The organism is Actinokineospora sp. NPDC051303 (assembly GCF_055586285.1).
Map to the genome: position 1 here is coordinate 184464 of NZ_JBVJIN010000007.1, position 25539 is coordinate 210002.

At 69.2% G+C, this 25539-nt stretch carries 26 protein-coding genes; 14 read left to right on the forward strand and 12 right to left on the reverse strand.

Features of this window, described 5'->3' with window-relative positions:
* Positions 1 to 29 precede the first annotated feature (29 nt).
* Positions 30 to 632, reverse strand: a complete 603-nt coding sequence (locus ACZ6SD_RS08190) for a dTDP-4-dehydrorhamnose 3,5-epimerase family protein (protein ID WP_465316203.1) — start codon at positions 630 to 632, stop codon at positions 30 to 32.
* 465 nt (positions 633 to 1097) lie between these two features.
* Here ACZ6SD_RS08190 and ACZ6SD_RS08195 point away from each other — a divergent pair, with 465 nt between their 5' ends.
* Entirely contained in the window at positions 1098 to 2282 is a 1185-nt protein-coding gene (locus tag ACZ6SD_RS08195; protein ID WP_465316238.1) for an NAD(P)-dependent malic enzyme, read from the forward strand.
* A gap of 63 nt (positions 2283 to 2345) precedes the next feature.
* Positions 2346 to 4904 (forward strand): sensor domain-containing protein, encoded by a 2559-nt coding sequence (locus ACZ6SD_RS08200; protein WP_465316204.1) that lies wholly within the window; start codon positions 2346 to 2348, stop codon positions 4902 to 4904.
* An 11-nt stretch (positions 4905 to 4915) separates the two neighbouring features.
* Here ACZ6SD_RS08200 and ACZ6SD_RS08205 read toward each other — a convergent pair whose 3' ends face one another.
* From ACZ6SD_RS08205 to ACZ6SD_RS08215, 3 genes are read right to left on the reverse strand one after another with little or no spacing between them, the layout of a single operon-like run.
* Positions 4916 to 5701 carry a helix-turn-helix domain-containing protein gene (locus ACZ6SD_RS08205; protein WP_465316205.1) on the reverse strand — a complete coding sequence of 262 codons (786 nt, stop codon included), beginning with the start codon at positions 5699 to 5701 and terminating at the stop codon, positions 4916 to 4918.
* 28 nt (positions 5702 to 5729) lie between these two features.
* The gene (locus tag ACZ6SD_RS08210; protein ID WP_465316206.1) at positions 5730 to 5933 is read right to left on the reverse strand and encodes a hypothetical protein; all 204 of its coding nucleotides are present in this window, start codon (positions 5931 to 5933) and stop codon (positions 5730 to 5732) included.
* 13 nt (positions 5934 to 5946) lie between these two features.
* A complete protein-coding gene (locus tag ACZ6SD_RS08215) occupies positions 5947 to 6171 on the reverse strand; it encodes a hypothetical protein (protein WP_465316207.1) in 225 nt (74 codons plus the stop codon).
* 655 nt (positions 6172 to 6826) lie between these two features.
* On the opposite strand from ACZ6SD_RS08215, the gene ACZ6SD_RS08220 reads away from it, so the two are divergent.
* From ACZ6SD_RS08220 to ACZ6SD_RS08230, 3 genes are read left to right on the forward strand one after another with little or no spacing between them, the layout of a single operon-like run.
* Entirely contained in the window at positions 6827 to 7732 is a 906-nt protein-coding gene (locus ACZ6SD_RS08220; RefSeq protein ID WP_465316208.1) for a helix-turn-helix domain-containing protein, read from the forward strand.
* Positions 7729 to 7932 carry a DUF397 domain-containing protein gene (locus ACZ6SD_RS08225; RefSeq protein WP_465316209.1) on the forward strand — a complete coding sequence of 68 codons (204 nt, stop codon included), beginning with the start codon at positions 7729 to 7731 and terminating at the stop codon, positions 7930 to 7932. The genes ACZ6SD_RS08220 and ACZ6SD_RS08225 overlap by 4 nt, the downstream gene beginning before the upstream one ends.
* Complete coding sequence (locus ACZ6SD_RS08230; protein WP_465316210.1) at positions 7929 to 8132, forward strand: DUF397 domain-containing protein; 204 nt, start codon at positions 7929 to 7931, stop codon at positions 8130 to 8132. Before ACZ6SD_RS08225 ends, ACZ6SD_RS08230 begins: the two co-directional genes overlap by 4 nt.
* Positions 8133 to 8258: 126 nt before the next feature.
* Here the strand turns inward: ACZ6SD_RS08230 and ACZ6SD_RS08235 are convergent, their stop codons facing one another.
* Together ACZ6SD_RS08235 and ACZ6SD_RS08240 are read right to left on the reverse strand one after the other, a co-directional pair.
* A complete protein-coding gene (locus ACZ6SD_RS08235) occupies positions 8259 to 8795 on the reverse strand; it encodes an Imm1 family immunity protein (RefSeq protein ID WP_465316211.1) in 537 nt (178 codons plus the stop codon).
* Positions 8681 to 9421 (reverse strand): DddA-like double-stranded DNA deaminase toxin, encoded by a 741-nt coding sequence (locus ACZ6SD_RS08240; protein WP_465316212.1) that lies wholly within the window; start codon positions 9419 to 9421, stop codon positions 8681 to 8683. Before ACZ6SD_RS08240 ends, ACZ6SD_RS08235 begins: the two co-directional genes overlap by 115 nt.
* Positions 9422 to 9826: 405 nt before the next feature.
* Here ACZ6SD_RS08240 and ACZ6SD_RS08245 point away from each other — a divergent pair, with 405 nt between their 5' ends.
* The 3 genes from ACZ6SD_RS08245 (at position 9827) to ACZ6SD_RS08255 (ending at position 11315) form a co-directional block, all read left to right on the forward strand.
* Positions 9827 to 10246 (forward strand): Imm1 family immunity protein, encoded by a 420-nt coding sequence (locus ACZ6SD_RS08245; RefSeq protein WP_465316213.1) that lies wholly within the window; start codon positions 9827 to 9829, stop codon positions 10244 to 10246.
* A 68-nt stretch (positions 10247 to 10314) separates the two neighbouring features.
* Positions 10315 to 10548 carry an Imm1 family immunity protein gene (locus ACZ6SD_RS08250; RefSeq protein WP_465316214.1) on the forward strand — a complete coding sequence of 78 codons (234 nt, stop codon included), beginning with the start codon at positions 10315 to 10317 and terminating at the stop codon, positions 10546 to 10548.
* A 260-nt stretch (positions 10549 to 10808) separates the two neighbouring features.
* Positions 10809 to 11315 carry an NUDIX domain-containing protein gene (locus ACZ6SD_RS08255; protein ID WP_465316215.1) on the forward strand — a complete coding sequence of 169 codons (507 nt, stop codon included), beginning with the start codon at positions 10809 to 10811 and terminating at the stop codon, positions 11313 to 11315.
* 167 nt (positions 11316 to 11482) lie between these two features.
* Here the strand turns inward: ACZ6SD_RS08255 and ACZ6SD_RS08260 are convergent, their stop codons facing one another.
* Positions 11483 to 12982, reverse strand: coding sequence for a bis-aminopropyl spermidine synthase family protein (locus tag ACZ6SD_RS08260; RefSeq protein ID WP_465316216.1), 1500 nt, complete (start codon positions 12980 to 12982; stop codon positions 11483 to 11485).
* Between the two features lie 145 nt (positions 12983 to 13127).
* Between ACZ6SD_RS08260 and ACZ6SD_RS08265 the strand changes: the two genes are divergently transcribed.
* Genes ACZ6SD_RS08265 through ACZ6SD_RS08280 form a run of 4 tightly spaced genes read left to right on the forward strand, consistent with a single transcriptional unit; the run spans position 13128 to position 16595 of the window.
* Positions 13128 to 14285, forward strand: coding sequence for an ABC transporter ATP-binding protein (locus tag ACZ6SD_RS08265; protein WP_465316217.1), 1158 nt, complete (start codon positions 13128 to 13130; stop codon positions 14283 to 14285).
* A complete protein-coding gene (locus ACZ6SD_RS08270; protein WP_465316218.1) occupies positions 14282 to 14941 on the forward strand; it encodes an ABC transporter permease in 660 nt (219 codons plus the stop codon). The genes ACZ6SD_RS08265 and ACZ6SD_RS08270 overlap by 4 nt, the downstream gene beginning before the upstream one ends.
* Positions 14938 to 15666, forward strand: coding sequence for an ABC transporter permease (locus tag ACZ6SD_RS08275; RefSeq protein WP_465316219.1), 729 nt, complete (start codon positions 14938 to 14940; stop codon positions 15664 to 15666). Before ACZ6SD_RS08270 ends, ACZ6SD_RS08275 begins: the two co-directional genes overlap by 4 nt.
* 11 nt (positions 15667 to 15677) lie before the next feature.
* Positions 15678 to 16595, forward strand: a complete 918-nt coding sequence (locus ACZ6SD_RS08280) for an ABC transporter substrate-binding protein (protein WP_465316220.1) — start codon at positions 15678 to 15680, stop codon at positions 16593 to 16595.
* Between the two features lie 407 nt (positions 16596 to 17002).
* Here ACZ6SD_RS08280 and ACZ6SD_RS08285 read toward each other — a convergent pair whose 3' ends face one another.
* Together ACZ6SD_RS08285 and ACZ6SD_RS08290 are read right to left on the reverse strand one after the other, a co-directional pair.
* Entirely contained in the window at positions 17003 to 18028 is a 1026-nt protein-coding gene (locus ACZ6SD_RS08285; protein ID WP_465316221.1) for a hypothetical protein, read from the reverse strand.
* The gene (locus ACZ6SD_RS08290; RefSeq protein WP_465316222.1) at positions 18025 to 18534 is read right to left on the reverse strand and encodes a SigE family RNA polymerase sigma factor; all 510 of its coding nucleotides are present in this window, start codon (positions 18532 to 18534) and stop codon (positions 18025 to 18027) included. Before ACZ6SD_RS08290 ends, ACZ6SD_RS08285 begins: the two co-directional genes overlap by 4 nt.
* A gap of 68 nt (positions 18535 to 18602) precedes the next feature.
* Here ACZ6SD_RS08290 and ACZ6SD_RS08295 point away from each other — a divergent pair, with 68 nt between their 5' ends.
* Both ACZ6SD_RS08295 and ACZ6SD_RS08300 read left to right on the forward strand, forming a co-directional pair.
* The gene (locus ACZ6SD_RS08295; RefSeq protein ID WP_465316223.1) at positions 18603 to 19388 is read left to right on the forward strand and encodes an IclR family transcriptional regulator; all 786 of its coding nucleotides are present in this window, start codon (positions 18603 to 18605) and stop codon (positions 19386 to 19388) included.
* A gap of 75 nt (positions 19389 to 19463) precedes the next feature.
* Positions 19464 to 21815, forward strand: coding sequence for an ATP-binding protein (locus ACZ6SD_RS08300; RefSeq protein WP_465316224.1), 2352 nt, complete (start codon positions 19464 to 19466; stop codon positions 21813 to 21815).
* Here ACZ6SD_RS08300 and ACZ6SD_RS08305 read toward each other — a convergent pair.
* The 3 genes from ACZ6SD_RS08305 to ACZ6SD_RS08315 all read right to left on the reverse strand — a co-directional run bounded on the left by ACZ6SD_RS08305 (position 21784) and on the right by ACZ6SD_RS08315 (position 25348).
* A complete protein-coding gene (locus tag ACZ6SD_RS08305) occupies positions 21784 to 22038 on the reverse strand; it encodes a hypothetical protein (RefSeq protein WP_465316225.1) in 255 nt (84 codons plus the stop codon). The genes ACZ6SD_RS08300 and ACZ6SD_RS08305 overlap by 32 nt on opposite strands.
* A gap of 185 nt (positions 22039 to 22223) precedes the next feature.
* The gene (locus ACZ6SD_RS08310; RefSeq protein ID WP_465316226.1) at positions 22224 to 22931 is read right to left on the reverse strand and encodes an esterase/lipase family protein; all 708 of its coding nucleotides are present in this window, start codon (positions 22929 to 22931) and stop codon (positions 22224 to 22226) included.
* 125 nt (positions 22932 to 23056) lie between these two features.
* Positions 23057 to 25348 carry an ATP-binding protein gene (locus ACZ6SD_RS08315; RefSeq protein WP_465316227.1) on the reverse strand — a complete coding sequence of 764 codons (2292 nt, stop codon included), beginning with the start codon at positions 25346 to 25348 and terminating at the stop codon, positions 23057 to 23059.
* Positions 25349 to 25539 lie beyond the last annotated feature (191 nt).

Below are 25539 nucleotides of genomic sequence, written 5' to 3' on the forward strand. Positions count from 1 at the left end.
AGCTTGGGGCTTGGGGCGAGCGGTCGATGTCAGGTCGCGCGGAGTCGTTCGTAGCGGTCCTGGCAGGCGGCGTAAGTCGGCAGCAGGCCCGCCGCCTTCGCCTCGGCCAGGGTGGGGGCCGCCGCGTCCTTTTCGGACAGCAGCGGCTCGATGTCCTCGGCCCAGGGCAGCGCCAGGTCGGGGTCGAGCGGGTTGATGCCGTGCTCGGCCGTGGGGTTGTAGCCGGTGGAGCACAGGTACGAGATGACCGTGTCCTCCTCCAGCGCCACGAAGCCGTGCGCCACGCCCTCAGGCACGTAGACCGCGCGGAAGTCGACCGGGTCGAGGCGGACGGCGTCCCACTGGCCGAAGGTGGGGGAGCCGACGCGGATGTCCACGACGAAGTCGAGTAGGGCACCGCTGGGGCAGTAGACGTACTTGGCCTGGCCGGGGGGCACGTCGGCGAAGTGCAGGCCGCGGATGGAGCCGCGGCGGGAGCGGCTGTGGTTGGTCTGGGCGACGGTAAGCGGGTGGCCGACGGCCTTGACGAACGCCTCGCCCTGGAACGGGGACACGAACACGCCGCGGCTGTCGGGGAACGTGCGCGGGGTGAACTCGAATGCGTCGGGGACGTTCAGTTCGCGTACCTGCATGCCGCGATGCTAGTGACTCGACCAGGTGTGCGACGCGCAACAGGGGCTTGACGGGGTCGGCAGGGGGTGGAGCCCGCGCCAGCCCGGCACTGGGGCGTCACGCTGCGGAAACGTTAGCCGGCGCTAGCAGGGGGCCTAGAAAACCGGACGGACGTCTTGGGAAACCGCCTCTGACCTGCGGAAAAACGTCCGCGTGATTGTGATCCCTGCCGCAGACACCGGTAGCGTCTTGCTGCAAGACTGTGCGGACCGCAGCGTCCGCGGCTACGCGTCCCAGCACCCGGGGGGTAGTGGTCGCATGCAGTTTCGCCAGTCGATAGCCGGAAAGCCGCGCCGTCAGCAGGGCCGCGTCAGCACTCCGCGTTACCGTCCGGCACCCAGCTCATCGCCTGCCGTGTCGACACGACAGTGCGAGGTCTCAGGAGGGACGCTATGACCGCAGTGAATGATGTCCAGACCGATCGGATGACGAACGTGAGCGAAAGCGTGGCGACCGGACCCGTCACCGACGAGGAGATCTTCACTGGCCACGAGGGCGGCAAGCTCGGCGTCGCGGTGACCAAGCCGCTGGCCGACGCGCGGTCGCTCGCCATCGCCTACACCCCCGGGGTCGCCAAGGTGAGCCTGGCGATCGCCGAGGACGCCTCGCTCGCCGCCCGCTACACCTGGGCTTCCCGCCTGGTCGCCGTCGTGTCCGACGGCACGGCCGTCCTCGGTCTCGGCGACATCGGCGCGGCCGCGTCGCTGCCGGTCATGGAGGGCAAGGCGGCGCTGTTCAAGACCTTCGGCGGGCTCGACTCGATCCCGCTGGTGCTCGACACGACCGACGTGGACGAGATCGTCGAGACCCTGGTGCGGCTGCGGCCCTCGTTCGGCGCGGTCAACCTCGAAGACGTCTCCGCGCCGCGCTGCTTCGAGCTGGAGGACCGGCTCATCGAGGCGCTGGACTGCCCGGTCATGCACGACGACCAGCACGGCACCGCGATCGTCCTGCTGGCGGCCCTGCGCGGCGCGAACAAGGTGCTGAGCAAGGACATCGCCAACCAGCGGGTCGTCATCGCTGGCGCGGGCGCCGCGGGCATCGCGTGCGCGAAGATCCTGCTTGCCGCTGGCGTCGGCGACGTGACGCTGCTCGACTCGCGCGGCATCATCCACTCCGGTCGGGAGAACCTGAACCCGATCAAGGAGAAGATGGCCGAGGTCACCAATAAGGCGGGCCTGCGCGGCGGGCAGGCCGAGGCGATCGCGGGCGCGGACGTCTTCGTCGGCCTGTCGGCAGGCACGGTGCCCGAGGAGATCGTGGCGACCATGGCGGCGGACTCCATCGTGTTCGCGCTGTCGAACCCGGACCCGGAGATCCACCCCGACGTCGCGGCCCGGCACGCGGCGATCGTGGCCACCGGCCGCAGCGATTTTCCCAACCAGATCAACAATGTCCTTGCGTTCCCCGGTATCTTCCGAGGTGCGCTCGACTCCGGCGCCCGTCGGATCACCGAGCGGATGAAGCTGGCCGCGGCCGATGCGATCGCGGCGGTGGCCGAGGACGACCTGGCCGCCGACAAGATCGTGCCGAGCGCGCTCGACCCCAGGGTCGCGCCCGAGGTCGCGGCGGCAGTCGCGCGGGCGGCTAAAGAGGACGGGGTAGCCTGAGAGCCGGCGGGATGCTCGGCAGCGGTGCCCCACCCGCCTACTTGAGGGTGGAGGGATCGCGCCGTGGCCGAGCATGTCGTGCGCGCCGGACTCCCCAGGGTCGGGTTGCCGACCGGTGGCTTCGAGCTCGACGCCGGTCGTGTTTTGGCGCCTGACCTGGCTGAACCGGCGGTGGTGGGCTACGACGACGACCCGGTGGCCGAGCGCGCCCTGTTACTGGAGGCCCAGCGGATAGCCCGCATGGGCAGTTGGACGGTCGATGTGGCCACCGGGCAGGCGTATCTGTCCGATGGCCTGCGCAGGCTCTGTGGTTTGCCCGCCACCAGCACGATGACCGACCTGGTCGCGCTGGTGCATCCCGACGACGTGCCGGTTCTGGACGATTTCCAGGCGCGGCTGCGCAGACAGCGGTCCTCGCAGCCCATCGAGTTGGAAGTGCGGGACGACTCCGGAGAACGCGCCTACTTGGTCCGCGCTCGCAACGAGCGCGATTCGAGTGGGCGCGTCATCCGTGTGCACGGCACTGTGCAGGACTTCACCAAGTTCCGCGCTCTGGAACGGCAGCTCAGCCAGGACGGCAGGCTGTTCCGCGAGGCGCAGCGGGTGGCCCGTCTGGGCACCTGGGAGTGGAACACCGCGACCAACGAGTGCCTGTGGTCGTCCATGCTCTACGAGCTGTGCGGCCTTGAGCCCGGCTCCCGGATCACTTACCCGGATTATCTGGCACTGGTCCATCCGGACGATCGGACGTGGGTCGACCAGCGCTGGCAGGAGCTGGCGACCACCCGCAGGCCCATCGAGTGCGAGCACCGCGTTATCCGCCCGGACGGAAAGCGCCGCGTGTTCCGGGTCCGCGGCGAGGCGGCGGGCGCGGGCAGCCCGCTCACGGTGATGATCGGCACCGCGCAGGACGTCACCGAGCAGCGGTCCACCGAGACCAGGATGCAGCGCTCCAGCAAGCGGTTCACCGACCTGGTCGCCATCACACCGGTCGGCATCGCCCTGTTCGACGACGGTGAGCGCCTGGTCGACGCCAACGACGCGCTGTGCTCGCTGCTGGGCATGGACCTTGAGCGGCTGCGCGGCATGACCGCGGCGCAGCTCACCCACCCCGACGACCGCGAGAGCCGCCGGGGCCGCGAGACGCACTCGTTTCACAGCGGTCAGCGGGTCCTCATCACCGCCGCGGGCAAACCGGTCTACTGCGAGCTCAACGCCACCGTGTCGGTCGCCGACGACGGCCAGCGGTTCTGGCTGGTGGTCTTCGCCGACGTCACCGACCGCAGACGCGCCGCGGAACGCCTGCGCTACCAGGCCACCCACGACGAGTTGACCGGGCTGCCGGGTCGCGCGGCCGTCAAGGAGCTGCTGGGCAAGCTCCTGGGCGGGCGGGACTTCGAGCGCATCGCCCTGCTGTTCTGCGACGTCGACAACTTCAAGCGCGTCAACGACTCCCTCGGCCACGACGTCGGCGACGAGCTCATCACCGCCCTCGCCCGCCGACTCGAACGCGGCCTGCCGCCAAGCTGCACGGTGGCCCGCATGTCCGGCGACGAGTACGTGGTCATCTGCTCGGACGTCGAGGAGTCCGGCGGCGTGGAGGCGCTGGCCAACCAGGCCGCGAGCCTGCTGCGCACGGCCGTCCCGGTGCGCGGGCAGTTGCTGCGGGTCTCGGCGTGCATCGGCGCGGCCGTCCCCAGCGGACCGGAGACCAGCGGCGCCGACCTGCTGCGCTACGCCGACGCGGCGATGTTCGCGGCCAAGGCGCGCGGCACCGGCCGGGTGTCGCTGGCCAGCGACGCCCTCATCGCCTCGGCCAACAGCCAGATGCTCCTTGAGGGGCAGCTCCGCGAGGCCATCGCCAACGACCAACTGATCTTGCACTACCAGCCGGTGGTAGGCCCGGACGGCACGGTGCTTTCCGCGGAGGCGTTAGTCCGCTGGCCTCACCCCGAACGCGGCCTCTTAATGCCGGGGGAGTTCCTACCGGTGGCCGAACAGGGCGACCTTCTCGGCGAACTGGACCGCTGGGTGCTGCGGGCCGCCTTCACCGAAGCCGCCGAGTGGCCGCAGCTGTGCGGCGGCGTCCTCGGCGGCGGCGTCGGCATCGCGGTCAACCTGGCGGGCCTGGTCCCCGGCGACCCCGAGTTTGTGGACGTCGTGTCGGCCTCGGTGGCCGCGACCGGCATCGCCTGGGACCGGGTGGTCCTGGAACTGGTCGAAACCAGCCTCATCGACCTCCCCTCCCGCAGCCGCGAGGCCATGGCCGAACTGGTCGAGCGCGGCGTCCGGTTCGCCGTGGACGACTTCGGCACCGGCTACTCGTCCCTGGCCCGGCTCAAGGAACTCCCCGCCCAGATCATCAAGATCGACCGCCGGTTCGTCTCCGGCGTGGCCACCGACGCCTCCGACTTCGCCGTGGCCCGCGCCCTGGTCGACATGGCCAGGGCCATGGGCAGGAGCTGCGTCGCCGAAGGCGTGGAAAACGCCACCCAGTTCCACGTTCTGCGCGGGGTCGGCGTGGACGCCTACCAGGGCTGGCTGCTGTCGCGCCCCATCCCCGCCAAGGACTTCCGCGAACTGCTCAAACTCGGCCCGGTCCACATCCCCAGCGGCGCCTGACCCAGGCCTGGTCACGCGCCGATGAGGCGGTGGAGGAAGGCCAGGGACTCCTCGGGGGTCATGGCGGTGGCGGTGAGGGTGTCAAAAGCGGCGTTGTAGGCCCGGATCTCGGCTTCCTTGTGCAGTTGGAGGGTGCCCGCCGGGTGGTCGACACAGGCGATCTCGGTGTTGGCGGGGACCTCAAGGAGCGAGAAGGAGCAGGGGAACCGCAGCGGCTTCTGGGGTGTCGGGGGAAGGACCTGGACGGTGACGTTGTCCCGTGCGGCCAGTTCGGCGATGTGCCGTCGTTGTTCGGGCATGTGCGGGGCGGTGCGTTGCAGGGCGCTGGGGTGGACGATCGCGTGCAGGCGCAGCGGCGGGTCGTCGGTCAGGCGCTGCGTGCGCCGTCGGTGGAGTAGGACGGCCTTGGTGGACTGGGTGGCGGCGCGGATGGCGTCGGGGGTTTGCAGGAGCGGGGGGATCGCGGCGAGGTGGAACGACCGGACGGCCGCCGCCTGCGCTTCCAGTGGCACGTAGCCGCGGTCGTCCAGGCCGAACTCGCGCCACCAGCCCCGGACCTTCGCGTCCTCACGCATCTCGATGTAGGGGTCCCACTCGTTGACCGGGACGCCGTAGAGGTCGAGCATCGCCAGCAGCTCGTGGTGGTTGGGGATCTGGAAGGTTTCCAGACGGCTGAGCTTGCGGTTGTTCAGCGACAGCCGGGCCGCCGCGTCCTCCTGGGTCAGCCGCGCCCGCTGCCGCAGTTCGCGCAGCGTGGTTCCCAGAATCCGCACCCGGAAATTGGGCTCGATCCTCATACTCGTGGTTCCTGTCGGATATCAGATGTCAGATGTGATGGTTGATAGCGATGTGCGTGATTCGGTAGTGCACTTTCACCGCCGCCACGGGGTCGATGGTTTCCGCGGCGACTCCGAAGCCGCATGGCCGGAACCGGCACAGGTACCAGTCCGCCCCGTGCTGGTCGGTCGTCCGGTCGCAGAACTCGGAGACCTGCTCGACCTGGGGCGGACTGGCGCCTGTGCTGGTCATGGCTTTCCGTTCGCTACTTGGGCGGTGTGTGCTGGCGGACCCAGCCAAGGTGGTCGACGAGCATGGCGGTGGTGTTGCTGAACTCGTCCACCTGGTCCTCGGTGAGTTCCACCTCTTGGATGGCCCGATTGATCCGGTGGATAAAACGCGCGAGGTCTTCGAGGTCTGTGCAGATGTTCTCCAGTCCTTGCGGAATGGGTCCGTGCGGGCACTCTAAAGCGGGGTTGGTTTCGGTCATTTCTGTTTCCTTTCGGGGAGGGGAGAGCGGAGCCCGGGGCCGACGGGCTGGGGGGATCGGCCCCGGACTCGACGCGGGGTAGATGGCTACAGGGTTGTCGCCTGCGAACGGCAGTGCTTCGGCATGGCGAAATCGGGTGGGACAGGGCGCAGTGGTGGAATCCTATTTCCCGGAGGTGGGAGAGTGAGAATCCACCGCAGCGCCCATGCGGCTGGGCCGGAATAGTGGGCGATCACGTGGGTCGGAGCGAATTCGGACGCACTCGGATGCCGTGGCGTTCGGTAAGCGATTCCGGCTGAGGCACTCCACACGGTCACCACATCGTGCACAGAAGGCCAGGTGAGCACGGCGGCAAACACGGTCGGTGACAGTTCACTCTGTCTGGATGGGTGAATCTGCCAGCGCCGCCGCCGCAACTCCCGAAGCCAGTACTCGGCATCGAGGGTGATAAGAGTGTGCATCCGTTGCTCCAGATGGTGCGGAAGAACGGGAACGACCCGCCGTGGCAAAGAAAACACGGTAGGCGACGGATCTGCAATACTTCACGAAGAGATTAGCGGAAAGAATACGCCTAACTGGTGATTTCGTCTCCGGGCGGGCGTGGAGTGTCCTTCATATCGGGTGTAAGATTCCCACGGATGATGCGAGGTGACCGGTGTCTGACGAAGGCACGACGAGCACGGTGGAGACGAGCGGATCGACGGTGCCGCGCAGGCAGCTCGGCCGGTTTCTGAAGAAGCTGCGGTCGGAGGCACGGCTGTCGGTAAAGACGGCGGCGGTCGAGCTGGAGTGGTCCGAGGCCAAGATGTGGCGCATCGAGACCGGGCAGACCGCCCTGCGCAGCCTCGACGTCAAGGCCATGTGCTCCCTGTACGGGGCAGACGACGAGCTGACCAAGGGCTTGATGGCCCTGGCCAAGGAGACGAAGGCCAAGGGCTGGTGGGTCAGCTACAGCGACGTCCTCTCCGAAATCTTCAACGTTTACATCGGCCTGGAGGAAGCCGCCGAGCATCTCCGCTGGTACGAGTCCGAGCTGGTGCCCGGGATCTTGCAGACCGAGCGCTACGCTCGTGCCTTGATCGAAGCTGGCAATCCCGGGATCGGCCCTGACGAGGTCGAGCGGCGCGTCCAAGTGCGCATGGCGCGGCAGGGGCTGCTGTTCCGCAGGTTCCGCCCGCTCGTGCTCCACGTCGTGCTCAATGAGGCCGTTCTGCACCGCCCGGTCGGCGGGACCGAGGTCATGGCCGAGCAGCTTCGCAGGCTTATCGAGCTGGGGCAGTTCCCCAACGTGTGTGTCCGTGTGGTGCCATATGCGGCAGGCCTGCACCACGGCCTCCTGTCCGGCCCGTTCGTCAAGCTTGAGTTCCCTCTGGACGGGAACGGTCGGCCGATGGAGCCTCCCACGATCTACGTCGACGGCTTCACAGGCGATCTCTTCCTGGAGAAACCGAACGAGATCGAGCGGTACGCCAAAGCATTTGCGAACGTCTGGGACTCTTCGCTAAGCGAGGTGGAGTCCATGAATTACATATCCGCAGTAGCAAGGGAGATGGGAAAGTGAACAGCGAAAATCTGGCTAACGCCAGGTGGTTCAAGAGCAGCCGAAGCAACCATCAGTCCAACTGTGTCGAGGTGGCGTTTGTCGCCGGCACGACCGCCATGCGCGACTCCAAGAACCCGTCAGGCGGCACACTGGCCTTCCAGTCAGACGCCTGGGGCGCATTCCTGAACACCGCAACGGAAACGGTTCCCACGCAGTGAACAGCAGCGAACTGACCCACGCCAAGTGGTTCAAGAGCAGCCGAAGCAATGGGCAGGCCAACTGTGTCGAGGTGGCGTTCCTCGATGAAAGCCGAGTGGCCACCCGGGACAGCAAGCAGGCCGACACCGGCCCGGCTCTGCTGTTCGCTTCCCAGCAGTGGGGCGCCTTCGTCCACCACCTGGGCGACCCCGCGCACTGACCCATCACGGGTGGCCTTCGGAACCCCCACGTCCCGAAGGCCACCCACGGGCCAGCGCTAGGAAGGACCGCCAAAGTGCCGACAGCACGTACGGGCGAGCCCCAAACCCGGCGTGGCTCCGATTGGTCAAGTCTGGTCGATCACGGGTGCTTCGGTCTGCCAACGGACACCAGTGGGCAGGGCGCCCCCGCTTGCCAGGTGCTCTTTGAACGCGTGACGGCAGTCGTCCAACGGGATCTCCGCGTTGGAGGGAAACCCCGTCCAGGTTCCTTGGTAGAAATACGGCAATTCATCATGGACATACTCACCTTCTCCCGCGCTATACACGCCATCGGGCGCCCCCGGTCCCGCATACCAGAGAACACCACGATCCCCGCGCACTCCGACGCAAAACTCTTGCCCCCCCTTCGCGCCCGCGACATATACCTGCATCAGAATCGGCGCACTGTCGGGCGACTCGGCCCGCACGCGGTCGATCAGTGCGTCCACCTCGGCATCCGTGCTGACGACGATCGGAGCGTTGTCGTGATCGTGACTGTAGAAAACTTCTAGGGCAACCATTCCGAAGTTTTCCCTCCGTGGTATGTTCGTTTGAATCCGCCGGAACCGTAGACGGTGAGCGTGTACCCTTCGGGGAGAAGTACGGGGATCAGTGTATCGCATCCTAGATTACCGGAGCACGGCACATTATTGATTACGAGGGTGGCGGATTTTATGCGGTTTCGTCGCATGTGCACGGCTAGTTTGATCTCGACATCAGATGCTCGCATCGGAGGATGACGCGCATTGATCTCGGTCAAGTAGCGCCGGACTTCCAAATATTTCGCATCCTTTCCGCTGGCCTCTGCGTAGACGTTTCCGTCGGCGTCGATCCACCGGCCGTGTGTCTTCTGCCCGGTGTTGGGGACAACGGTGGGCGGTAGTTGTGTCTGTAGTTGTTCGATGAGTTCGGGCGTGGGACTGTCGTCCGGTGCCGGGGGTGCGGGCTGCGGTGTGACGGTTCCGGCCCGGTTGGGAGTGTGGGGTGGCCCGGGTGCGGTCAGGCGGTTTCCGATCATGGTTTCCGCGGCTTGTAGGACTGATTGAACGCTGTCGATCAGTCGTGATGCCTCGGTGAGCATGGCGGGTATTTGTTGGGTGCGGGGGTTGTTGGTCCCCTGGGTGAGGGCGGTGACTTGGTCCCTGGTCTGGTTGGTCTCGTCCTTGATCCTGTCCAGGTTCGCGCGTACTCGTGCGAGCGAGGTCACCAGCGCCCGGAGTCGCGCGGCTGTTTCCTCTGCTAGGGACACCCGGTCATCGTAGGGGCCGCGACTCGTCAACAAAGCGTGATGAGGGGAATGTTCCTGCGCGTTCTAGCTAGTCTCACCCGTGGCCTCAATCGAGGAACTGACCGCCCGACTCACGAACGAACTGGCGAGGCCGACCGCCCTCAAGACGGCCGTCATGGCAACAGTGCTCTCTCCGCTCGATGAAGTACGCCAAGGCGTGGAGCCCTGCTGCGCGGCACCCGCGACCCATGGGTCCGTCGCCGCCCCGTTGACCCACGCTTACCAGGGCGTGGTCGAGCTGTACCAGGCCCTGACCGTGGCTGAAGAGTCGACGATCAGGCGATCGACTACTTCAAGGAAGTCTCTCTCACGCGTGTACGGCTCGAACGGATACCACAAGGTCTACCGAGGCACAGGGGAAGCAATATGACCGAATTCACTGCCTACTGCAAGATGGAACATGCCAAGACCGGCGTTCCCGTGCGAACGCTTGATGAATTGGACGCACTGATCGACGCATGGCGGGAGATGGTCGACTTCTACGGCTACCCGATCGTCGCGCGACTCATTGTCGCTGGTGACGTGGAGAAACCGGAGTTCGGCGTTGGCTTCACTGAAGACGATCGGGCGGCCCTCTATTACTCCGGGCCGGATTGGCCTGGTGTCTGGTACACCCTTGGTCCGGATGTCGCCACAGACGCGGTCACCGTGTACGCGCATGTGAGTAGCGATATTGAAATGCCGGACTCGGCGCTGCTCCCTCTCTCCGATATACGCCAAGCTCTGCATGAGTACTTCACCAACGGCGGCAGGCGGCCGACCTCCGTGGAGTGGAAAGAGGAATAGCAGGCCGGTCAAGCACCCGCAAACGTTGGAGCCGTGGTCGCCGAGGGCAGAATGATCACCATGTCGGTGTGGATGGGGATCGCGGAGTCCTGTCCTACTCCGAGCGCGCCTGGACAGGAATATGGGCCAGCCACAACGGGGACGACGCCGCCGATGACGCGATCGACTACTATTTCATGGGCAACGACAGTCCATTTTCGGCCAACTGTCAGATCCCCTACGACCACATCGTCAGAGCGGTTCAGGAGTTTCTGCTGGACGGCAACAGGCCCACGTCGGTCACTTGGCAGAAGATCGCTTAGACAGGCAGGCGAACCCCACCTTTTTGATTCGGTTTCGACCCGCACCGCTCGTACCAGGTCGTCGACGTGTTGTGGCACCTCGGCGGCGACAGCCCGCACGTGTCGGTCACCGCGTGCGAGCTGAACTGGCACAAGCACCTCGCCAAGGTCACCGCCGAGTGGGAGAACGCCCACACCGACTGGTGACCGACGCCGCCCCGACTCCCGCGGTAACACCGTCGGCGGACGGGAACCCGATGGGGATGGCTAAGGTGCCTCGGGTGAATGCCTCGCCGCGACCCGCGCAGGTTCTGCCGGTCCAGGAGTATGTGGCCGGTCTGGCCCGCAAGCGGATGGCCGCCGGGGTGTTATTCCGGGATCGGGATGACCGGGTGCTGCTGGTGGAGCCGTCCTACAAGCCGAACTGGGAGATCCCGGGCGGCGCCGTCGAGGCCGATGAGTCGCCGTGGGCGACCGCGTCCCGCGAACTGGTCGAGGAGCTGGGGTGGGACCGGCCGTTGGGGCGGCTGCTGGTGGTCGACTACGTGCTGCTGCAGGACTCGCGGCCCGAGGGGGTGGTGTTCGTCTTCGACGGCGGTGTGCTGGACGAGACCGACCTGGTCGGCCAGGCGTTCGCCGACGGCGAGATCCGCTCCGCCGGGTTTCACACGATCGAACAGGCGCGGGCCAAGACAAAGCCGCTGCTGGCCGACCGGCTCGCCGTGGCGATCGAGGCGGCCCGCCAGGGCGTGACCGCCCTGTGCAAGCACGGTGTCCGGGTCGCCTGACCTGCCGGTTCCCTAGCCTGCGGCGTCGAGGTGTGCGGTCTGGTCGGCCGCGGTGTTCTCGCGTGGTGCGGGCATGACGACCGTCGGCGCGGTGTACGCGCATATGAGTAGCGATATCGAAATGTCCGACTTGGCGCTGCTCCCGCTCGATCGCGACCGGGCGGTGCTTATGCGGAACCGGCAGCGCCCAGCACCGCGCGCACCCGGTGCAGTGGCAGGTCCACCAGTCGCATCTCCAGGTCCGCCGGGTCAGGAGCCAGCGCGGCGGCCCGTTCCCGGGCCTCCCGCTTGGTCAGCGCGCCGCCCGCGTCCGCGATCAAGGCCTCCCGCCACACGTTGCCCAGTTTCCCGTGGACCCGGGAGAGCAGAGCCCCCCGCACACCGCCGTCGGACGCCGGGGTGGCCACCACGACCGCGTGTTTGCCGTCCGGGACGCTCCGGTGGAAGGTCAGGGTGTACTTCCCGGCCACCAGGGACCGCAGCGCCTCCTGGCCGCGCTGGTCGGCGACGTCGGGGTGGTTGTTGCCCACCAGGGCGCCCACGGTCGCCGTCGGGCCAGCCATGAGCACCCGGGCCAGCCACGGGCCCGGGTCGGCCATCAGGTCGTAGGCGACTGGGCCCGCGTCGCGCACGGGTTCGGTCCAGGCGGGGCTGAGGGCGGCGGGGGCGCCGGACAGGCGCAGCAGGGCGGCCACGGCGTCGGGGGAGGTCAGGCCGGACTCCACCGACTGGGGGCCGTGGGTGTAGATGCCCGCGGCGACCGCGCGCACCGCCGCCTCGGCCAGGCGGGAGGAGCGGGCGGTTTGCTGGAGCACGTACAGGTCGCTGGCGCTGCCCACCGCCTGCGCGCCCAGGTAGCGGTTGAAGCGCGGCAGCACCGCCTCGAACACCAGGCCCAGCCGCAGGATCTCCTGCTGCACGCGCAGGCCCAGGGTCGGGTTGCGCTCGCTGTAGCCGTAGGACACCACGACCCGGCCCTCCAGGTCGCGCAGGGACTCGACCGCGCGCGCCAGGAACAGGCGGATGCCCTCGGGGGTGTAGGGCGGGTCGGTGAACGCCAAGTCCGCCGAGCCGACCGCGGCGGGGGGCAGGCCGAACCGGAAGTCGCCATGCAGGCAGGTGATGTCGAGGTCGCGTTCGCGGGCCGTGCGGTCGATGTAGGCCAGCAGATCGTCGTCGAGGTCGACCACCGTCGCGGTCAGGTCGGGGCGGCGGGTGCAGGCGGCGAGGGCGGTCAGGTCGTGGTCGCCGACGCACAGCAGCCGGGCGCCCGCCAGGTCGTAGGTCTCGTCCAGCCAGCGGGCGCGGGCCAGCATCGTGTCCACATCGGCCTGCACGTGGTCCAGCGCGCGCCGCGGCGCGGGCACACCCGCGAGGTAGGACTCGAACACCGGGCGCAGGTCGTCGTCGGACGGTGTCGCGGGGGTGACGGTGAGCGGGCGGTAAGCGGCGACCCTGGCCCGCGCGACCCGGTAGGCGGAGCCGTCGCGTTCGAGGTCGTCGCCGAAGGCAGCCAGCAGCTCCTCGACCGTGCGGCGGGGCGTCGCGGTGGCTCTGATCAGCGTGTCGAGCGACTGCCAGTCCGCACACAGCAGCGCCACCAGGGCGCGCAGCGGGCGGGAGCGGACGCCGCGGGCGGCGAGATAGGTCGTCACGGAGTCGGCCACAGTTGTCAGAGCCTACGGAGTGCGGCGTAACGGGCTAACCCGGACGGGGACATCAGGGCGGCCGAGGGCCGATCAGATGGTGGAAAGACCTGCCGCCGTCAGTCCTTCGGGCTAGGGTCGGTCGATCAACGGCTGGCAAGGAGCCGTGTCGACCCGAGGGGCCCGAGTGATCGAGTTCCAGGCCGTGACCAAGCGCTATGACGACGGCACGGTGGCTGTGGACCACCTCGACCTGACCATCGAAGACGGCAAGATCACCGTTTTCGTCGGTCCGTCCGGGTGTGGCAAGACGACGTCGCTGCGCATGATCAACCGGATGATCGACGCCACATCCGGCGCCATCCTGCTCGACGGGAAGGACATCCGCGCGCAGCACCCCGCCGACCTGCGGCGCGGCATCGGCTACGTCATCCAGAACGCGGGCCTGTTCCCGCACCGCACCGTCCTGGACAACGTGGCCACCGTGCCGATGCTGCTCGGCGCCCGCAAGGCCGCCGCGCGCGAGCGGGCCGCTGAGCTGCTGGAGACCGTGGGACTGCCCGCCGAGCTGGGCAAACGCTACCCGGCGCAGCTCTCCGGCGGCCAGCAACAGCGCGTCGGGGTGGCCCGCGCGCTCGCCGCCGACCCGCCGGTGCTGCTCATGGACGAGCCGTTCAGCGCGGTCGACCCGGTCGTCCGCGACGACCTGCAGGACGAGCTGCTGCGGTTGCAGTCGGAACTGGGCAAGACGATCGTGTTCGTCACCCACGACATCGATGAGGCGATCAAGCTCGGCGACCGGGTGGCGGTGCTGCGGGTCGGCGGCAGGCTCGCCCAGTACGACACCCCGGCGGCGCTGCTGGCCAAGCCGGTGGACGACTTCGTCGCCTCGTTCATCGGCCGCGATCGCGGCTACCGCGCCCTCGGTTTCCTGCCCGCGCGGCAGGTCCCGATTGGACCGGTCGCCAGCGTCCCGCTCGGCGCCTCCGTCGAGGTCGCGCGCGGGCGGCTCGACGGCGGCTGGGCGGTGGTCGTGGACGCGGAGAACAAGCCGCTCGGTTGGGTCTCCGAAGCCGTGTTGTCCGAAGTGGACGGTGAGATTCGGTTGGAGCACCTGATTTCCGGCGGGTCCCTCTACGTCGCCGACGCCGAGGCGAGCGGCACGGCTGGCACGCTGCGCAACGCGCTCGACGCCGCGCTCAGCTCCCCGGCCGCCCTGGGCATCGCGGTCGACGCCACCGGCGCGGTCGTCGGCGGGGTCACCGCCGAGACGGTGCTCAAGGCCCTCGCCGACGCTCGCCGGTCGGGGGAGGTGCCGACGTGACCTGGGTCGGCGACCACATCGGCGACCTGCTGTCGGTGAGCCTCGACCACCTGCGCCTGGCCCTGATACCGGTGCTGGTGGGGTTGCTGCTGTCGCTGCCGCTGGGCTGGGCGGCGAACCGGTGGCGGCTCGCGCGGGCCATCCTGGTGCCGGTGTCCGGGCTGCTCTACACGATCCCGTCGCTGGCGCTGTTCGTGATGATGCCGCTGATCCTGGGCACCCAGATCCTCGACCCGCTCAACGTGCAGGCCGCGCTGACCATCTACACCGTGGCGCTGCTGGTGCGCTCCATCGCCGACGCGCTGGCCGCGGTGCCCGAGCCGGTCATCGCCGCGGCCACTGCCATGGGCTACCGCGCCGCGGGCCGGTTCTTCGCCGTGGAACTGCCGTTGGCGGCTCCGGTGCTGATCGCGGGCGTGCGGGTGGCGGCGGTGTCGAACATCAGCCTGGTCGCGGTCGGGCAGATCATCGGCGTCGGCGGCCTGGGCTACTTCCTGCTGCACGGCGCCCAGTCGCCGCCGAACTACCCGGAAATCATCTCCGGGGTGGTGCTCATCGTGGTGCTCGCGCTGCTGGTCGACGCGCTGCTGGCGTTCGCGGGCAGCAGGCTCACCCCGTGGACGCGGGTCGGACCGAAGGCGGGGGTGCGGCGGTGAACGTCTTCGAGCAGGTCATCGCGTGGCTGACGGACCCGGACCACTGGACGACCACCCTGGGCATCGCGGGCATCCCGCAGCGCCTCGGCGAGCACCTGCACTACACCGGCCTGGCGATGCTGGTGTCGGCGGTGATCGCGATCCCGCTGGGCGCCTACATCGGCCACACCGGCCGCGGTGGCACGGTCGTGGTCGGCATCGTGAACTCGTTCCGCGCCCTGCCCGAACTCGGCCTGCTGATCCTGCTGGTGCTGGCCATGGGCGTGCTGCTCGCGGTGGAAGCGCTGACCATCGCGCTGGTGTCGATGGCCGTGCCGGTGCTGCTCGCGGGCACCTACGCGGGCATCCGCAACGTCGACCCGGCCGTGGTCGACGCCGCCCGCGGCATGGGCATGCGCGAGTGGGAGATCCTGCTGAAAGTCGAACTCCCCAACGCCCTGCCGCTGATCTTCGGCGCGCTGCGCGCGGCGACCCTCCAGGTCATCGCCACCGCCAGCATCGCCGCCGCCGTCTCCCTCGGCGGCCTCGGCCGTTTCGTGGTCGACGGCAACGCCTTCCGCGAGTACGACCAGATGGCCGCGGGCGCGGTCCTCATCGCCGCCCTGGCCATCGCGGTGGAACTGCTCTTGGCGGGCGTCCAGTGGCTGGTCGTCTCACCCGGCCTACGCAAGACCCGCGGCAGGCGCACCCGCTCCCGCCTCTCAACCGCAAAGGCAACAACATGAGGAGACCCGCGATGAACCGCGTTCTCACCGCAGCGGCGACCGCAGTGGCCGCAGCCCTGGCCCTGACGGCCTGCGGAGGGTCCTCGGACCCGCTGGCCGCCCCCACCACCTCGGGCACCCCCGCGCCCACGGGCACCATCGCCATTGGCTCGGCCAACTTCCCCGAGAGCACCCTCCTGGCCGAAATCTACGCCGGAGCACTGGAAGCCAAGGGCGTCAAGGTCACCAAGAAACTCAACATCGGCAGCCGCGAAACCTACTACCCAGGTGTCCAAGACGGCTCCATCGACCTGATCCCCGAATACAGCGGCACCCTGCTCACCCACATCAACAAGAACGCCACCGAAACCGGCTCCGACGAGGTCTACGCGGCCCTCCAGAAGGCACTCCCGGCGTCCCTGACGGTGCTGGACAAGTCCAGCGCGGAAAACAAGGACGCCGTGGTCGTCACCAAGGCCACCGCAGACAACCTCAAGCTGAAAACAATCGAAGACCTAGCCAAGACCGGCCCCGTGGTCTTCGGCGGCCCCCCAGAGTTCCAGAAGCGCTCAGACGGTCTCCCCGGCCTCAAGGAGAACTACAACCTGGAAGTCAAGGAATATAAATCCCTCGACGTCGGTGGCCCCCTCACCGTCGACGCCCTCAAAACCGGCGCCATCCAAGCGGCAGACCTGTTCACCACAGACCCAGCCATCAAGGTGAACGATTTCGTGGTCCTGGACGACCCCAAGTCCAACTTCGCCGCCCAGAACGTCGTACCCCTGATCACCAAGAGCAAGGCTGACGACACCGTCAAACAGATCCTCAACGCGATCTCGGCCAAACTCACCACCGAGGTCCTCATCGACCTCAACGCCAAACTCAACGCCCCAGACAAGCCGGACGCCGCCAAGGTAGCCAAGGACTGGCTGGCAACCGCCGGTATCTGACCCCCACAACCTGTAAGCAAGCGAAGGCCGCCCTCACGGCACCCACCACCGCCACCGAGGGCGGCCTTCGCCATGAGCCAGGCCCGCACCTGGGCCAAGCCGCCACCCCCGCCAACCGCCGCTCGGCCCTGCCAGGTGCTCGATGGGACAGACCGGGCAGCAGCGAACCCGCCCCCGACCAAGCCGCACCTACGCCCGCCAGGTGCTCGATGGGGTGGAGTGGTTTCTTTGGGGGAGAAGGAAGATCCCTAAACTCGCCGTGGTCGTGGGGCCGAAGGCTCCCCACCCGTCTTTCCCACGACGGGATCTTCCTTCGTAGGGGCCCCAAAGAAACCACTCCACCCCATCGAGCAGGCAGCCCCAGCCAGCCACCCACGGAACCCCACACAGAGCAGCCCAGGAACGATTCACACAGGCCGAGTACCAAGCCACGGAGAAAACGGCACCGGCCCAAACCGCACACTCTCGGCAACCTGCGCCAACCCCGTCAACCGCCCCCCATCCGGCACCCCCCCAAAATACCGAACCACCAACCACCGCCCCCCCAAATCCACCGCCACCTGCTCAGAAGCCCCATCCGCCCCCACCCCGGACCGAAACCACACCTCCCGCCCCCGAACAACCAGCTCCACCCCCAACTCCGAAGGCGCCGCGGGCAGCACCTCCGCATGCAACTCCCGCCCATCCGGAGCGTCCGCCCGAAGAAACCCCCCAGCCTCCCCCGGCGAAGCCCCCCGAATCCCCCCATAAGTAGGCGTCATCCCAGCCGGGATAGCACCGAATCGGGCCGCCAACCGCATCCCCTCACCCGGAGCGGATTCCACCGACCGGGCGATCTGGGCAGCCACTTCCCGTCCGTTCTCCAGCCCGTGCACGGTGACCGTGAACTGGAAACCCGACCACCAGGTCAGCACCACATCCCCCGGCAGCGCGTACGGCGAGAACCGCCCCGAACTGCCCCGAATGTCCACCTGGTCCCCGACGGAGAGCAGGTCGTCCGGGTCGAAGCGCAGCAGCGACAGCGACACCCATTGCGCGGCCTTGTCCACCACCGGTCCCGGGGTCCAGAACCGGGTGACCGTTGTCCCCCCGATGTCGACCATGCGCTGGTGTTCCACGAGTCCGTTGGGCAGCCACCTCGGTTCCATCGGCGCCCACAGGTCCCAGTGGTCGGAGATGCTTTCCGCGGCCAGTGGCAGGCCGTCGTCGGGGGGACGCCGGGCGGGTGGCACCCCCAGTTCGCCACCCGCCCGGAACTCGACGGAGACCAGGACGGTCAGGACGAGCGTGACAACCACGGCGACCACGACCGGCAGCCACAGCCGGGAGGGCCTGCGGCGTCTCAGCGCGGCGATGAGGAAAGCGCGGTGCGGCGCGCGGGCCGCTTGACGAGCCAGGCACTCGCGCAGAAGCGCCTCGAACTCGTGCGTCACAGTGCCTCCTTCAGTCGCTCGGGGGTGCCCAGGTCGGCGCGGAGGGTGGCCACCGCGCGGGAGATGTGGCTGCGCACCGTGCTTTCCGAGCAGCCCAGTTCCTCGGCGATCTCGGCGTCGGATCTGTTGTCGTAGTAGCGCAGGACGACGGCGACGCGTTGTTTGCGGGGCAGCCGCGCGATTCCGGCGGTCAGCACGGCGCGGTCGTCCACCAGGGCCGTCGGGTCGGCCAGCGGCGGGCTCAGGTCCTCCATGCCGCCGTGCGGGACCTGGACGTCGCGGGTCCAGCGGCGCCGCCGCCAGGACAGGAATTCGTTGGTGACCATGCGTTTGACGTACGCGTGCGGCAGGTCCATCCGCGCGATGCGCCCCCACTTGGGCTGCGCGCGCAGCAGCACCTCCTGGACGATGTCCTGCGCCTGGTACGGGTCACACGTCAGTGTGGTCGCGTAGCGCAGCAGCGAATCCAGCCGTTCGGTGAGGAAATCCTCGAAACTATCCGGCACGCCGGCCCCCCGTCGTCACTCCTCTAACGTCCCCAAGCCCCCGGATGTTGAGTCGTACTCTCGATTGTGTGGGCGAAAGCAGCGATGTGCCCGCGCTTCGGCGCGGTTTGGCGGTCCTGCGCGTCCTCGCGGGCAAAGCGGGCCCGGTGACCGCCGCCGCGTTGGCCCGCGAGCTGGCTTTGCCCCGGTCCACGACCTATCACCTGCTCGCCGAACTGGCGGACGCCGGTTTCGTCACGCACCTGCCGGAGGAGCGGCGCTACGGGCTGGGCCTGGCCGCTTTTGAGCTGGGGTCGGCCTACCTGCGCCACGACCCGCTCGAACGGCTGGCCCGGCCCGTCCTGGGCAGGCTCGTCGCGCGCACCGGCCACACCGCCCACCTCGGCGTCCTGCACGGGCGGGAGACGTTGTACCTGTTGCGCGAGCAGCCCCCGCACCCGCACACCGTGGTCACCGACGTCGGGGTGCGGCTGCCCGCGCACCTGCCCGCGTCCGGCCGCGCGATGCTCGCCCACCTGCCCGCCGCCCAGGTGCGGGCGCTGTTTCCGAACCGGGCGGCGTTCATCGACCGCACCGGCCGGGGCCCGGCCCACCTGCCCGCCCTGCGCGGGGTCTTGGCGCGGGAGCGGCGGCGCGGGTGGGCGGTGGAGGACGGCTATGTGAGCGCCGGGTTCGCCTCGGTCGCCGCGCCGGTGTTCGACCACGGCGGGCACCCGGTCGCGGCGATCAGCACCACGTTCCCGCACACCTGCCCGGCCGCGGCCGAGTGCGGCGAGCAGTGGCCGGACCTGGCCGCGGCGACGCTCCGGGCGGCGGTGGAGCTGAGCGCCCGGATAGGCGGGCGGGCGCGGTGACCGCCGTCGTTGGCTAGGGTGACCGTCGAGGCTCGTCGGGGAGTCTCGACCAGGGTGAGGTAGGAGCGCTTGCTGATGGCGGGGCCGCCCATCGAGATGACGAGCTATGTCGGCAGGCAGAGCGAGGGCGCCGACGTGCGGCGACTGCTCGCCGAGAACCGGCTGGTGACGCTGACCGGCCCCGGTGGAGTGGGCAAGACCCGCCTGGCCGCCCACATGGCGCAGGAGATGACGGGCGCGTTCCGCGACGGCGTGGTGTTCGTCGGCCTCGCCGAGGTGCGGGATCCCGCGCTGCTCACCACCGTGCTCGCCGACCGGCTGGGGCTGCTCGACCAGTACAACCGGCACGTCACCCGGATGGTCATCGACTACCTGCGGGCCCGCCGGACGCTGCTGGTGCTCGACAACTGCGAGCACCTGGTCGACGCGTGCGCCGAACTGCTGGACGAGGTGCTGGCCGAATGCCCGGACGTGGTGGTGCTGACCACGAGCAGGCAGTCCATCGGCGTCAGTGGGGAGCAGGTGCTGGCCGTGCCGCCGCTGGCGGTGCCCGACGAGACCACCCCGCCGGAAGACCTGGCCCGGTGCGACAGCGTGCGGCTGTTCCTGGACCGGGCGGCCGCGGTGTCGCCCGACTTCGAGCACACCGCCGAGAACAGCGCCGACCTGGTGCGGCTGACCAGGCAGTTGGACGGTTTGCCGCTGGCCATCGAGCTCGCGGCCCGGCGCACCCGGTCGCTGTCGCCGAGGCAGATCGCCGAGCGGCTGACCCAGCGGCTGTCGCTGCTGACGACCGGGACCCGCCTTCCCGCTGAGCGGCAGCAGACGCTGCGCGCCACCATCGACTGGAGCCACGAGCTGTGCTCACCGGCCGAGCAGGCGGTGTGGGCGCGAGCGTCGCTGTTCGCCGGGTCGTTCGACCTGGACGCGGCGGAAGAGGTCTGCGCGGGCGGCGACGTCGACCGTGACGACGTGCTCGACCTGGTCGACGGGCTGCTGGACAAGTCCGTGCTGATCCGCGAGGAGCACGAGGGCCGTGACGGCGTCGTCCGCTACCGGATGCTGGAGACCCTGCGCGAGTACGGGCACGAGAAGCTGGTGGAGTCCGGCGACCTCGACTGGGTGGCCCGACTGCACCGCGACTGGTTCGACCGGCTCACCGAGTCCGCCGACCGGCAGTGGCTCGGCCCCGGCCAACCCACCTGGGTGCACCGGCTGCGCCGCGACCACGCGAACCTGCGCGCCGCGCTGGAGTGGTCGATCACCACGCCCGGCGAGGCCGCGGTGGCGCTGCGGATGGCCTCGCGGATCCCGGAGTACTGGGCGCTGCGCGGGCTGAACACCGAGGCGCGCCGCTGGGTCGACCGGGCGCTGGCCGCGACCCCGCCTGACCACCCCGACCGCGCGTTCGCCCTGAGCGTCAGCGCGTACTACGCGCTCGGCCAGTTCAACGTCGCGGTCGCCGACGCGCGCCTGGCCGAGGCCGCGGCGCTGGCCGAGCGGACCGGCGACGACCTGGTGCGGGCGCGGATCACCTTCGTGCGCGGCTACGGGGCGCTGCTGCGCGGCGACTACGCCGCCGCGGCCGACCTCAACGCCGCGGCCGACCTCAACGCCGCGGCCGCGGCCGCGTTCCGGGCGGGCGGCGACGTCCGCCGCGAGTTGCACCCGCTGTTCCTCCAGGCGCTGGCGACGGCGGTGCTGGGCAGGCTGGACGAGGCCCGCGAGGTGATCGGGCGGGCCATCGCGCTCACCGACGGCCGCGGCGAGGGCTACTACCGGAGCATGGCGCTCAACGGCCGGGCCTGCGTCGAGGGCCTGTTCGGGGACCCGGCCATCGGGTTGGCCGCGGGCCGCGAAGGGGTGCGTGCGGACGAGCTCACCGGCAGCAGACAGGGCAGGGCGCACAACATTGAGACACTGGCCTGGATCGCGCAGCGACAGCGCGACCACGTCCGGGCCGCGACGCTGTTCGGCGCGGCGCAGACCCTGTGGGAAGCCATGATGACCTCGCCGGAGCACACCGTGTCCATGTCCGTCCCGCACTTCCGGCTCATGGGGAAAGCCAAGGACGCCTTGGGCTCCGCCCGGTTCGACCGGGCGTTCGCCGCGGGCCGCGCCATGTCCGACGCCGAGGTCGCCCGCTACGTCCTCGGCGAGCCGGAACCACCCGGCCCCGCCGGAATGCCCGAGCCAAGACAGGCCGAAGCGTCGGGGAAGAAACACGGCCCACTCAGCATCCGAGAGTCCGAAATCGCCGAACTCGTCGCCGACGGCCTGACCAACCAGGAAATCGCCGACAAACTCGTCATCGCCCGCCGCACGGCCGAAACCCACGTCGCCAACATCCTGGCCAAGCTCGACGCGGGCAACCGCGCCCAAATCGCCACCTGGGTCACCGCCCGCCGCGACGCGCGAACGGGGTGACGCCCGGTTCTTCGACACCGGCGGAACGCCGCTCGTACACGTCGTCTATCGCGTCCAGTGCGCGCAGTGTCGCTTCGCGGTCCTTGACCTTGGCACTCGCCCAGGCCGCCCGCTCCAACAGCAGTGTGCGGACAACAGGGGTCAGGTGCCCGCCACCAGTGACCAGCGAGGAAAACAGTTGCGCGGCAAGGGGAGTGTTGCCCACCTCCGACGCGGCCGTCACCCCACGACGCCCTTCACGCGGCTCCTGCCGCAGGGAGGATTACGGCAGGCAGGCACAGCAATGCCTGCTCACCTGACGCTGGCAAGGCCGTGCACGGCGCGACCGCGAGTTTGGCGCGAACATCCTCGCCAAGCGCGCGAATGGGGTGACGCCCGCCGCGGGACGTCACCCCATGACCGCGCCGCTTACGAGTTGAGCAACTCGCGGACCTTGGCGGCCACGGACGCGTCCTTGAGCATGCCGAGGTGGCTGCCGGTGATCTGGATGTTGGTCGCCCCCTCCAGCACGGTGTTGGAGGCGGGAATGATGATGCCGTCGTTGGGCGACCACAGGGTGGACCACTTCGTGCCGTCGGGCAGCGCGGGCGCGGCGTTGAGCTTCTTCAGCAGCGCGGACCCGGGGATCATCTCCTTGCACACCGGGGTGAAGAACGCGCACAGGTTCGCGGTGACCGTGCCCTTGTTCGCGCCCGCCAGCGAGATCCAGTGGTCGACCTTGCCCGCGCAGGCGTCGAACTTGATGCAGTAGCGGCTGTTGATGCCGCCCATGGAGTGGTTGATGATGTCGACCTTGGCCGCGCCGGTCTCGGCGAGGACCTTGTCCACGGTGCGCCCGACGAGCCCGGCGATGTCGACGTTCGACTGCCCGTAGCTGCCGTAGGAGATCGCGGTGAGCTGCTCGCTGGTGTAGCCGGTCTCGATGAGCGACTTCTTGATGAAGTCCCAGTTCGCGCCCGAGCTCTGGTAGCCGTGGACGAGGACGATGGGGTTCTTGCCGTTGGGGAACGCTGAAGCGGCTGAGGCGGTGGTGATCGCGGACTGGGCGACCACGGTTCCCAGCACGCTTGCGACGACCAGCGCCGCGGCCGCGACGATGCGGCGGGTTCGGTTCATGGTTCGAGCTCCTCGGCAGGGGGGCTTGAGCACGTCCTCAAGCGGACTGCCAGGCTGACCGTTCGACCGTTCGTGTGACATCGGCAGAATTGCGTATATCGCCTGCGACCGAAACTCCGCGCGGCTCAGCGGGGTGACTCAGCGTCGCCGCCGGTGACCCAGGCCGCGATCTGCGCGCGGTTGTGGACGCCCAGCTTGGTGAGGATGTTCCCGACGTGGGTCTCCGCGGTGCGCCGGGCGATACCGAGCCGGTCGGCGATGTCCTGGTTGGACAGACCGCCCGCGATCAACCCGGCGATCTCGTTCTCTCGGGCGGTGAGCGGTCCGCGCCGCCCGTCCTGGGTCGCGCGGGCGCCCTCGCCGAGCGCGTACTTCGTCGCGTCGTCGTCCGACAGCGCCCGGCCCGCGGCGTGCAGGTTGTCGAACACGGTCGCGCCCAGCGCCTCCCGGGTCGCCTCCAGGTGCCAGAAGTGCGGCACGGCAAGGGACACGGGGTGCTCGGGCGACGAGCCGACGGTCTCCCACAGCGCGGCCGCCGCCCCGAACAGCGTCGCGGCCCTGGGGTGGTCGCCCTGGCGGCACGCGGCCCAGGCCAGGGACTCGATGTGGTGCGCCCGGCCGAAGCGGTTGCCGATCAGCAGGCAGGCCCGCAGCCCGGCGCGTCCCGCCTCGGTCGAGACGTCGAGGTCGCCGAACAGGACCTCGACGCACTGCCTGCCGTAGAGCGACATGGAGTGGTAGTACGCGTTGCCGCTGGACTCGGTGAGCCCGAGCGCCCGATCCGTCACGCGGCGCGCGGTCTCCACGTCGCCGGTGACCGCGGTCGACATGGCGAGCAGGAACAGCGGGTGCAGCTCCCGCCGGTGGTCGCCGCGGGCCCGGAAGAAGGCCGCCGTCTTGGCCGTCAGCGTCGCCGCGTCGGCGAACTCGCCGCGCAGCAGCGCGCCGAGACCCCGGACGTGGGCGATGTGGGCGGCGACGGTCTCGTCGCGGGCGCCGAGCGTTTCCGCCTCGGCCAGGCACGCGCTCGCCGCGTCGACGTCGAACTGCCAGTAGGCGTAGCCCGCGGCGCGGGTCAGCGCGAACGCGCGGTCGGGGTGGTCGGGCGGGGTGGCGGCCAGGGCGCGGTTGAGCCACATCCGCGCCTCGGTGTTGGAGCCGCGCAGCGTCCAGTACTCGTCCAGGCGGGACGCTATCCGCAGGGCGACCTCCGCCTCGCCCGGCTCGGCGACCGACCAGCCCAGCGCGGCACGCAGGTTCGCGTGGTCCTGCCGCAGCCGCACGGCCCACGCGACCTGGTCGGGGCCCGCCCACTGGGCGTCCGCGGTCGCGGTGAGCCGGTCGAACCAGTCGCGGTGCAGCCGGGCCACCCGGTCAAGGTCGCCGGACTCCACCAGCTTCTCGTGCCCGTACTCGCGCAGGGTCTCCAGCATCCGGTAGCGGACGACACCGTCGTGCTCCTCGCGGATTAGCACGGACTTGTCCAGCAGCCCGTCGACCAGGTCGAGCACCTCGCCCACTTCACCACAGACGTGCTCAGCCGCGTCTAGTTCGAACGACCCGGCGAACACCGACGCCCGCGCCCACACCGCCTGCTCGGCCGGAGAGCACAGGTCATGGCTCCAGTCGATCGTCGCGCGCAGCGTCCGCTGCCGATGCGGAGCCGTCCGCGCCGCCCCCGAGGTCAACAGGGCCAACCGCCGCGTCAACCGCTCGGCGATCTGCTTCGGCGACAGCGACCGCGTCCGCACCGCGGCCAACTCGATCGCCAGCGGCAGGCCCTCCAACTGCCTGCACAGGCGCACCAGGTCGGCGCTGTTCTCGGGGTTGGCGTGGAACGCGGGCGACACTCCCGCGGCGCGGTCGAGGAACAGCCGGACGCTGTCGAACCGGGCCAGGTCTTGCGGCGGGGTGGCCTCGTCCGGGATGGCCAGGGGCGGCACGGCCAGCACCTGTTCCCCGCTGACGCCCAGGGACTGTCTGCTGGTGGCGAGCAGCGCGACATCGGGGCATTCGGCCAGGACGACGCCGGCGAACTCGGCGCACGCGTCGACCAAGTGTTCGCAGTTGTCGAGGGTCAAGAGCAGGCGGCGGGTTCGGAGGTGGTCGATGACGATCCTGGACACCAGCTTGCTGGACTGATCGAGCAGGCCCAGGCGGTCGGCCAGCATGTCCATCAACAGCGCAGGGTCGCGCACTTCGGCCAGGCTGACGAAGACCGTGCCGTCTGGGAACTGTTCGGTGACCTCTGCGGCGATTCGGGCGGCCAGGCGGGTTTTGCCTACTCCGCCGGGGCCGGTCAGGGTGATGAGCCTGGTCTCGGTGAGCAGGCGGCGGACTTGGGCGCCTTCGTGCTGCCTGCCTACGTAGCTGGTCAGCTCGCCTTGCGGCTTCGCGGCCGTGGCACTGCCAAGCATCGGGCTCCATCTTAGGTCGGTACAGCGCTGAACCGCCGAGTCACGATACCTGGCTGGGGCTGGTTGCCTGGCTGTGTGGACCCCGTGTGTGTGGTCTGCTCGATGGGGTGGAGTGGTTTCTTTGGGGCCCCTATGAAGGAAGATCCCGTCGTGGGAAAGACGGGTGGGGTGCCTTCGGCCCCACGACCACG

Excerpts from the sequence above, each read along its gene's own strand:
- ACZ6SD_RS08190 (WP_465316203.1), bottom strand. The coding sequence starts at position 632 with ATGCAGGTACGCGAACTGAACGTCCCCGACGCATTCGAGTTCACCCCG.
- ACZ6SD_RS08195 (WP_465316238.1), top strand. The coding sequence starts at position 1,098 with ATGACGAACGTGAGCGAAAGCGTGGCGACCGGACCCGTCACCGACGAG.
- ACZ6SD_RS08205 (WP_465316205.1), bottom strand. The coding sequence starts at position 5,701 with ATGAGGATCGAGCCCAATTTCCGGGTGCGGATTCTGGGAACCACGCTG.
- ACZ6SD_RS08210 (WP_465316206.1), bottom strand. The coding sequence starts at position 5,933 with ATGACCAGCACAGGCGCCAGTCCGCCCCAGGTCGAGCAGGTCTCCGAG.
- ACZ6SD_RS08215 (WP_465316207.1), bottom strand. The coding sequence starts at position 6,171 with ATGACCGAAACCAACCCCGCTTTAGAGTGCCCGCACGGACCCATTCCG.
- ACZ6SD_RS08235 (WP_465316211.1), bottom strand. The coding sequence starts at position 8,795 with ATGCGATACACTGATCCCCGTACTTCTCCCCGAAGGGTACACGCTCAC.
- ACZ6SD_RS08245 (WP_465316213.1), top strand. The coding sequence starts at position 9,827 with ATGACCGAATTCACTGCCTACTGCAAGATGGAACATGCCAAGACCGGC.
- ACZ6SD_RS08280 (WP_465316220.1), top strand. The coding sequence starts at position 15,678 with ATGAACCGCGTTCTCACCGCAGCGGCGACCGCAGTGGCCGCAGCCCTG.
- ACZ6SD_RS08300 (WP_465316224.1), top strand. The coding sequence starts at position 19,464 with ATGGCGGGGCCGCCCATCGAGATGACGAGCTATGTCGGCAGGCAGAGC.
- ACZ6SD_RS08310 (WP_465316226.1), bottom strand. The coding sequence starts at position 22,931 with ATGAACCGAACCCGCCGCATCGTCGCGGCCGCGGCGCTGGTCGTCGCA.
- ACZ6SD_RS08315 (WP_465316227.1), bottom strand. The coding sequence starts at position 25,348 with ATGCTTGGCAGTGCCACGGCCGCGAAGCCGCAAGGCGAGCTGACCAGC.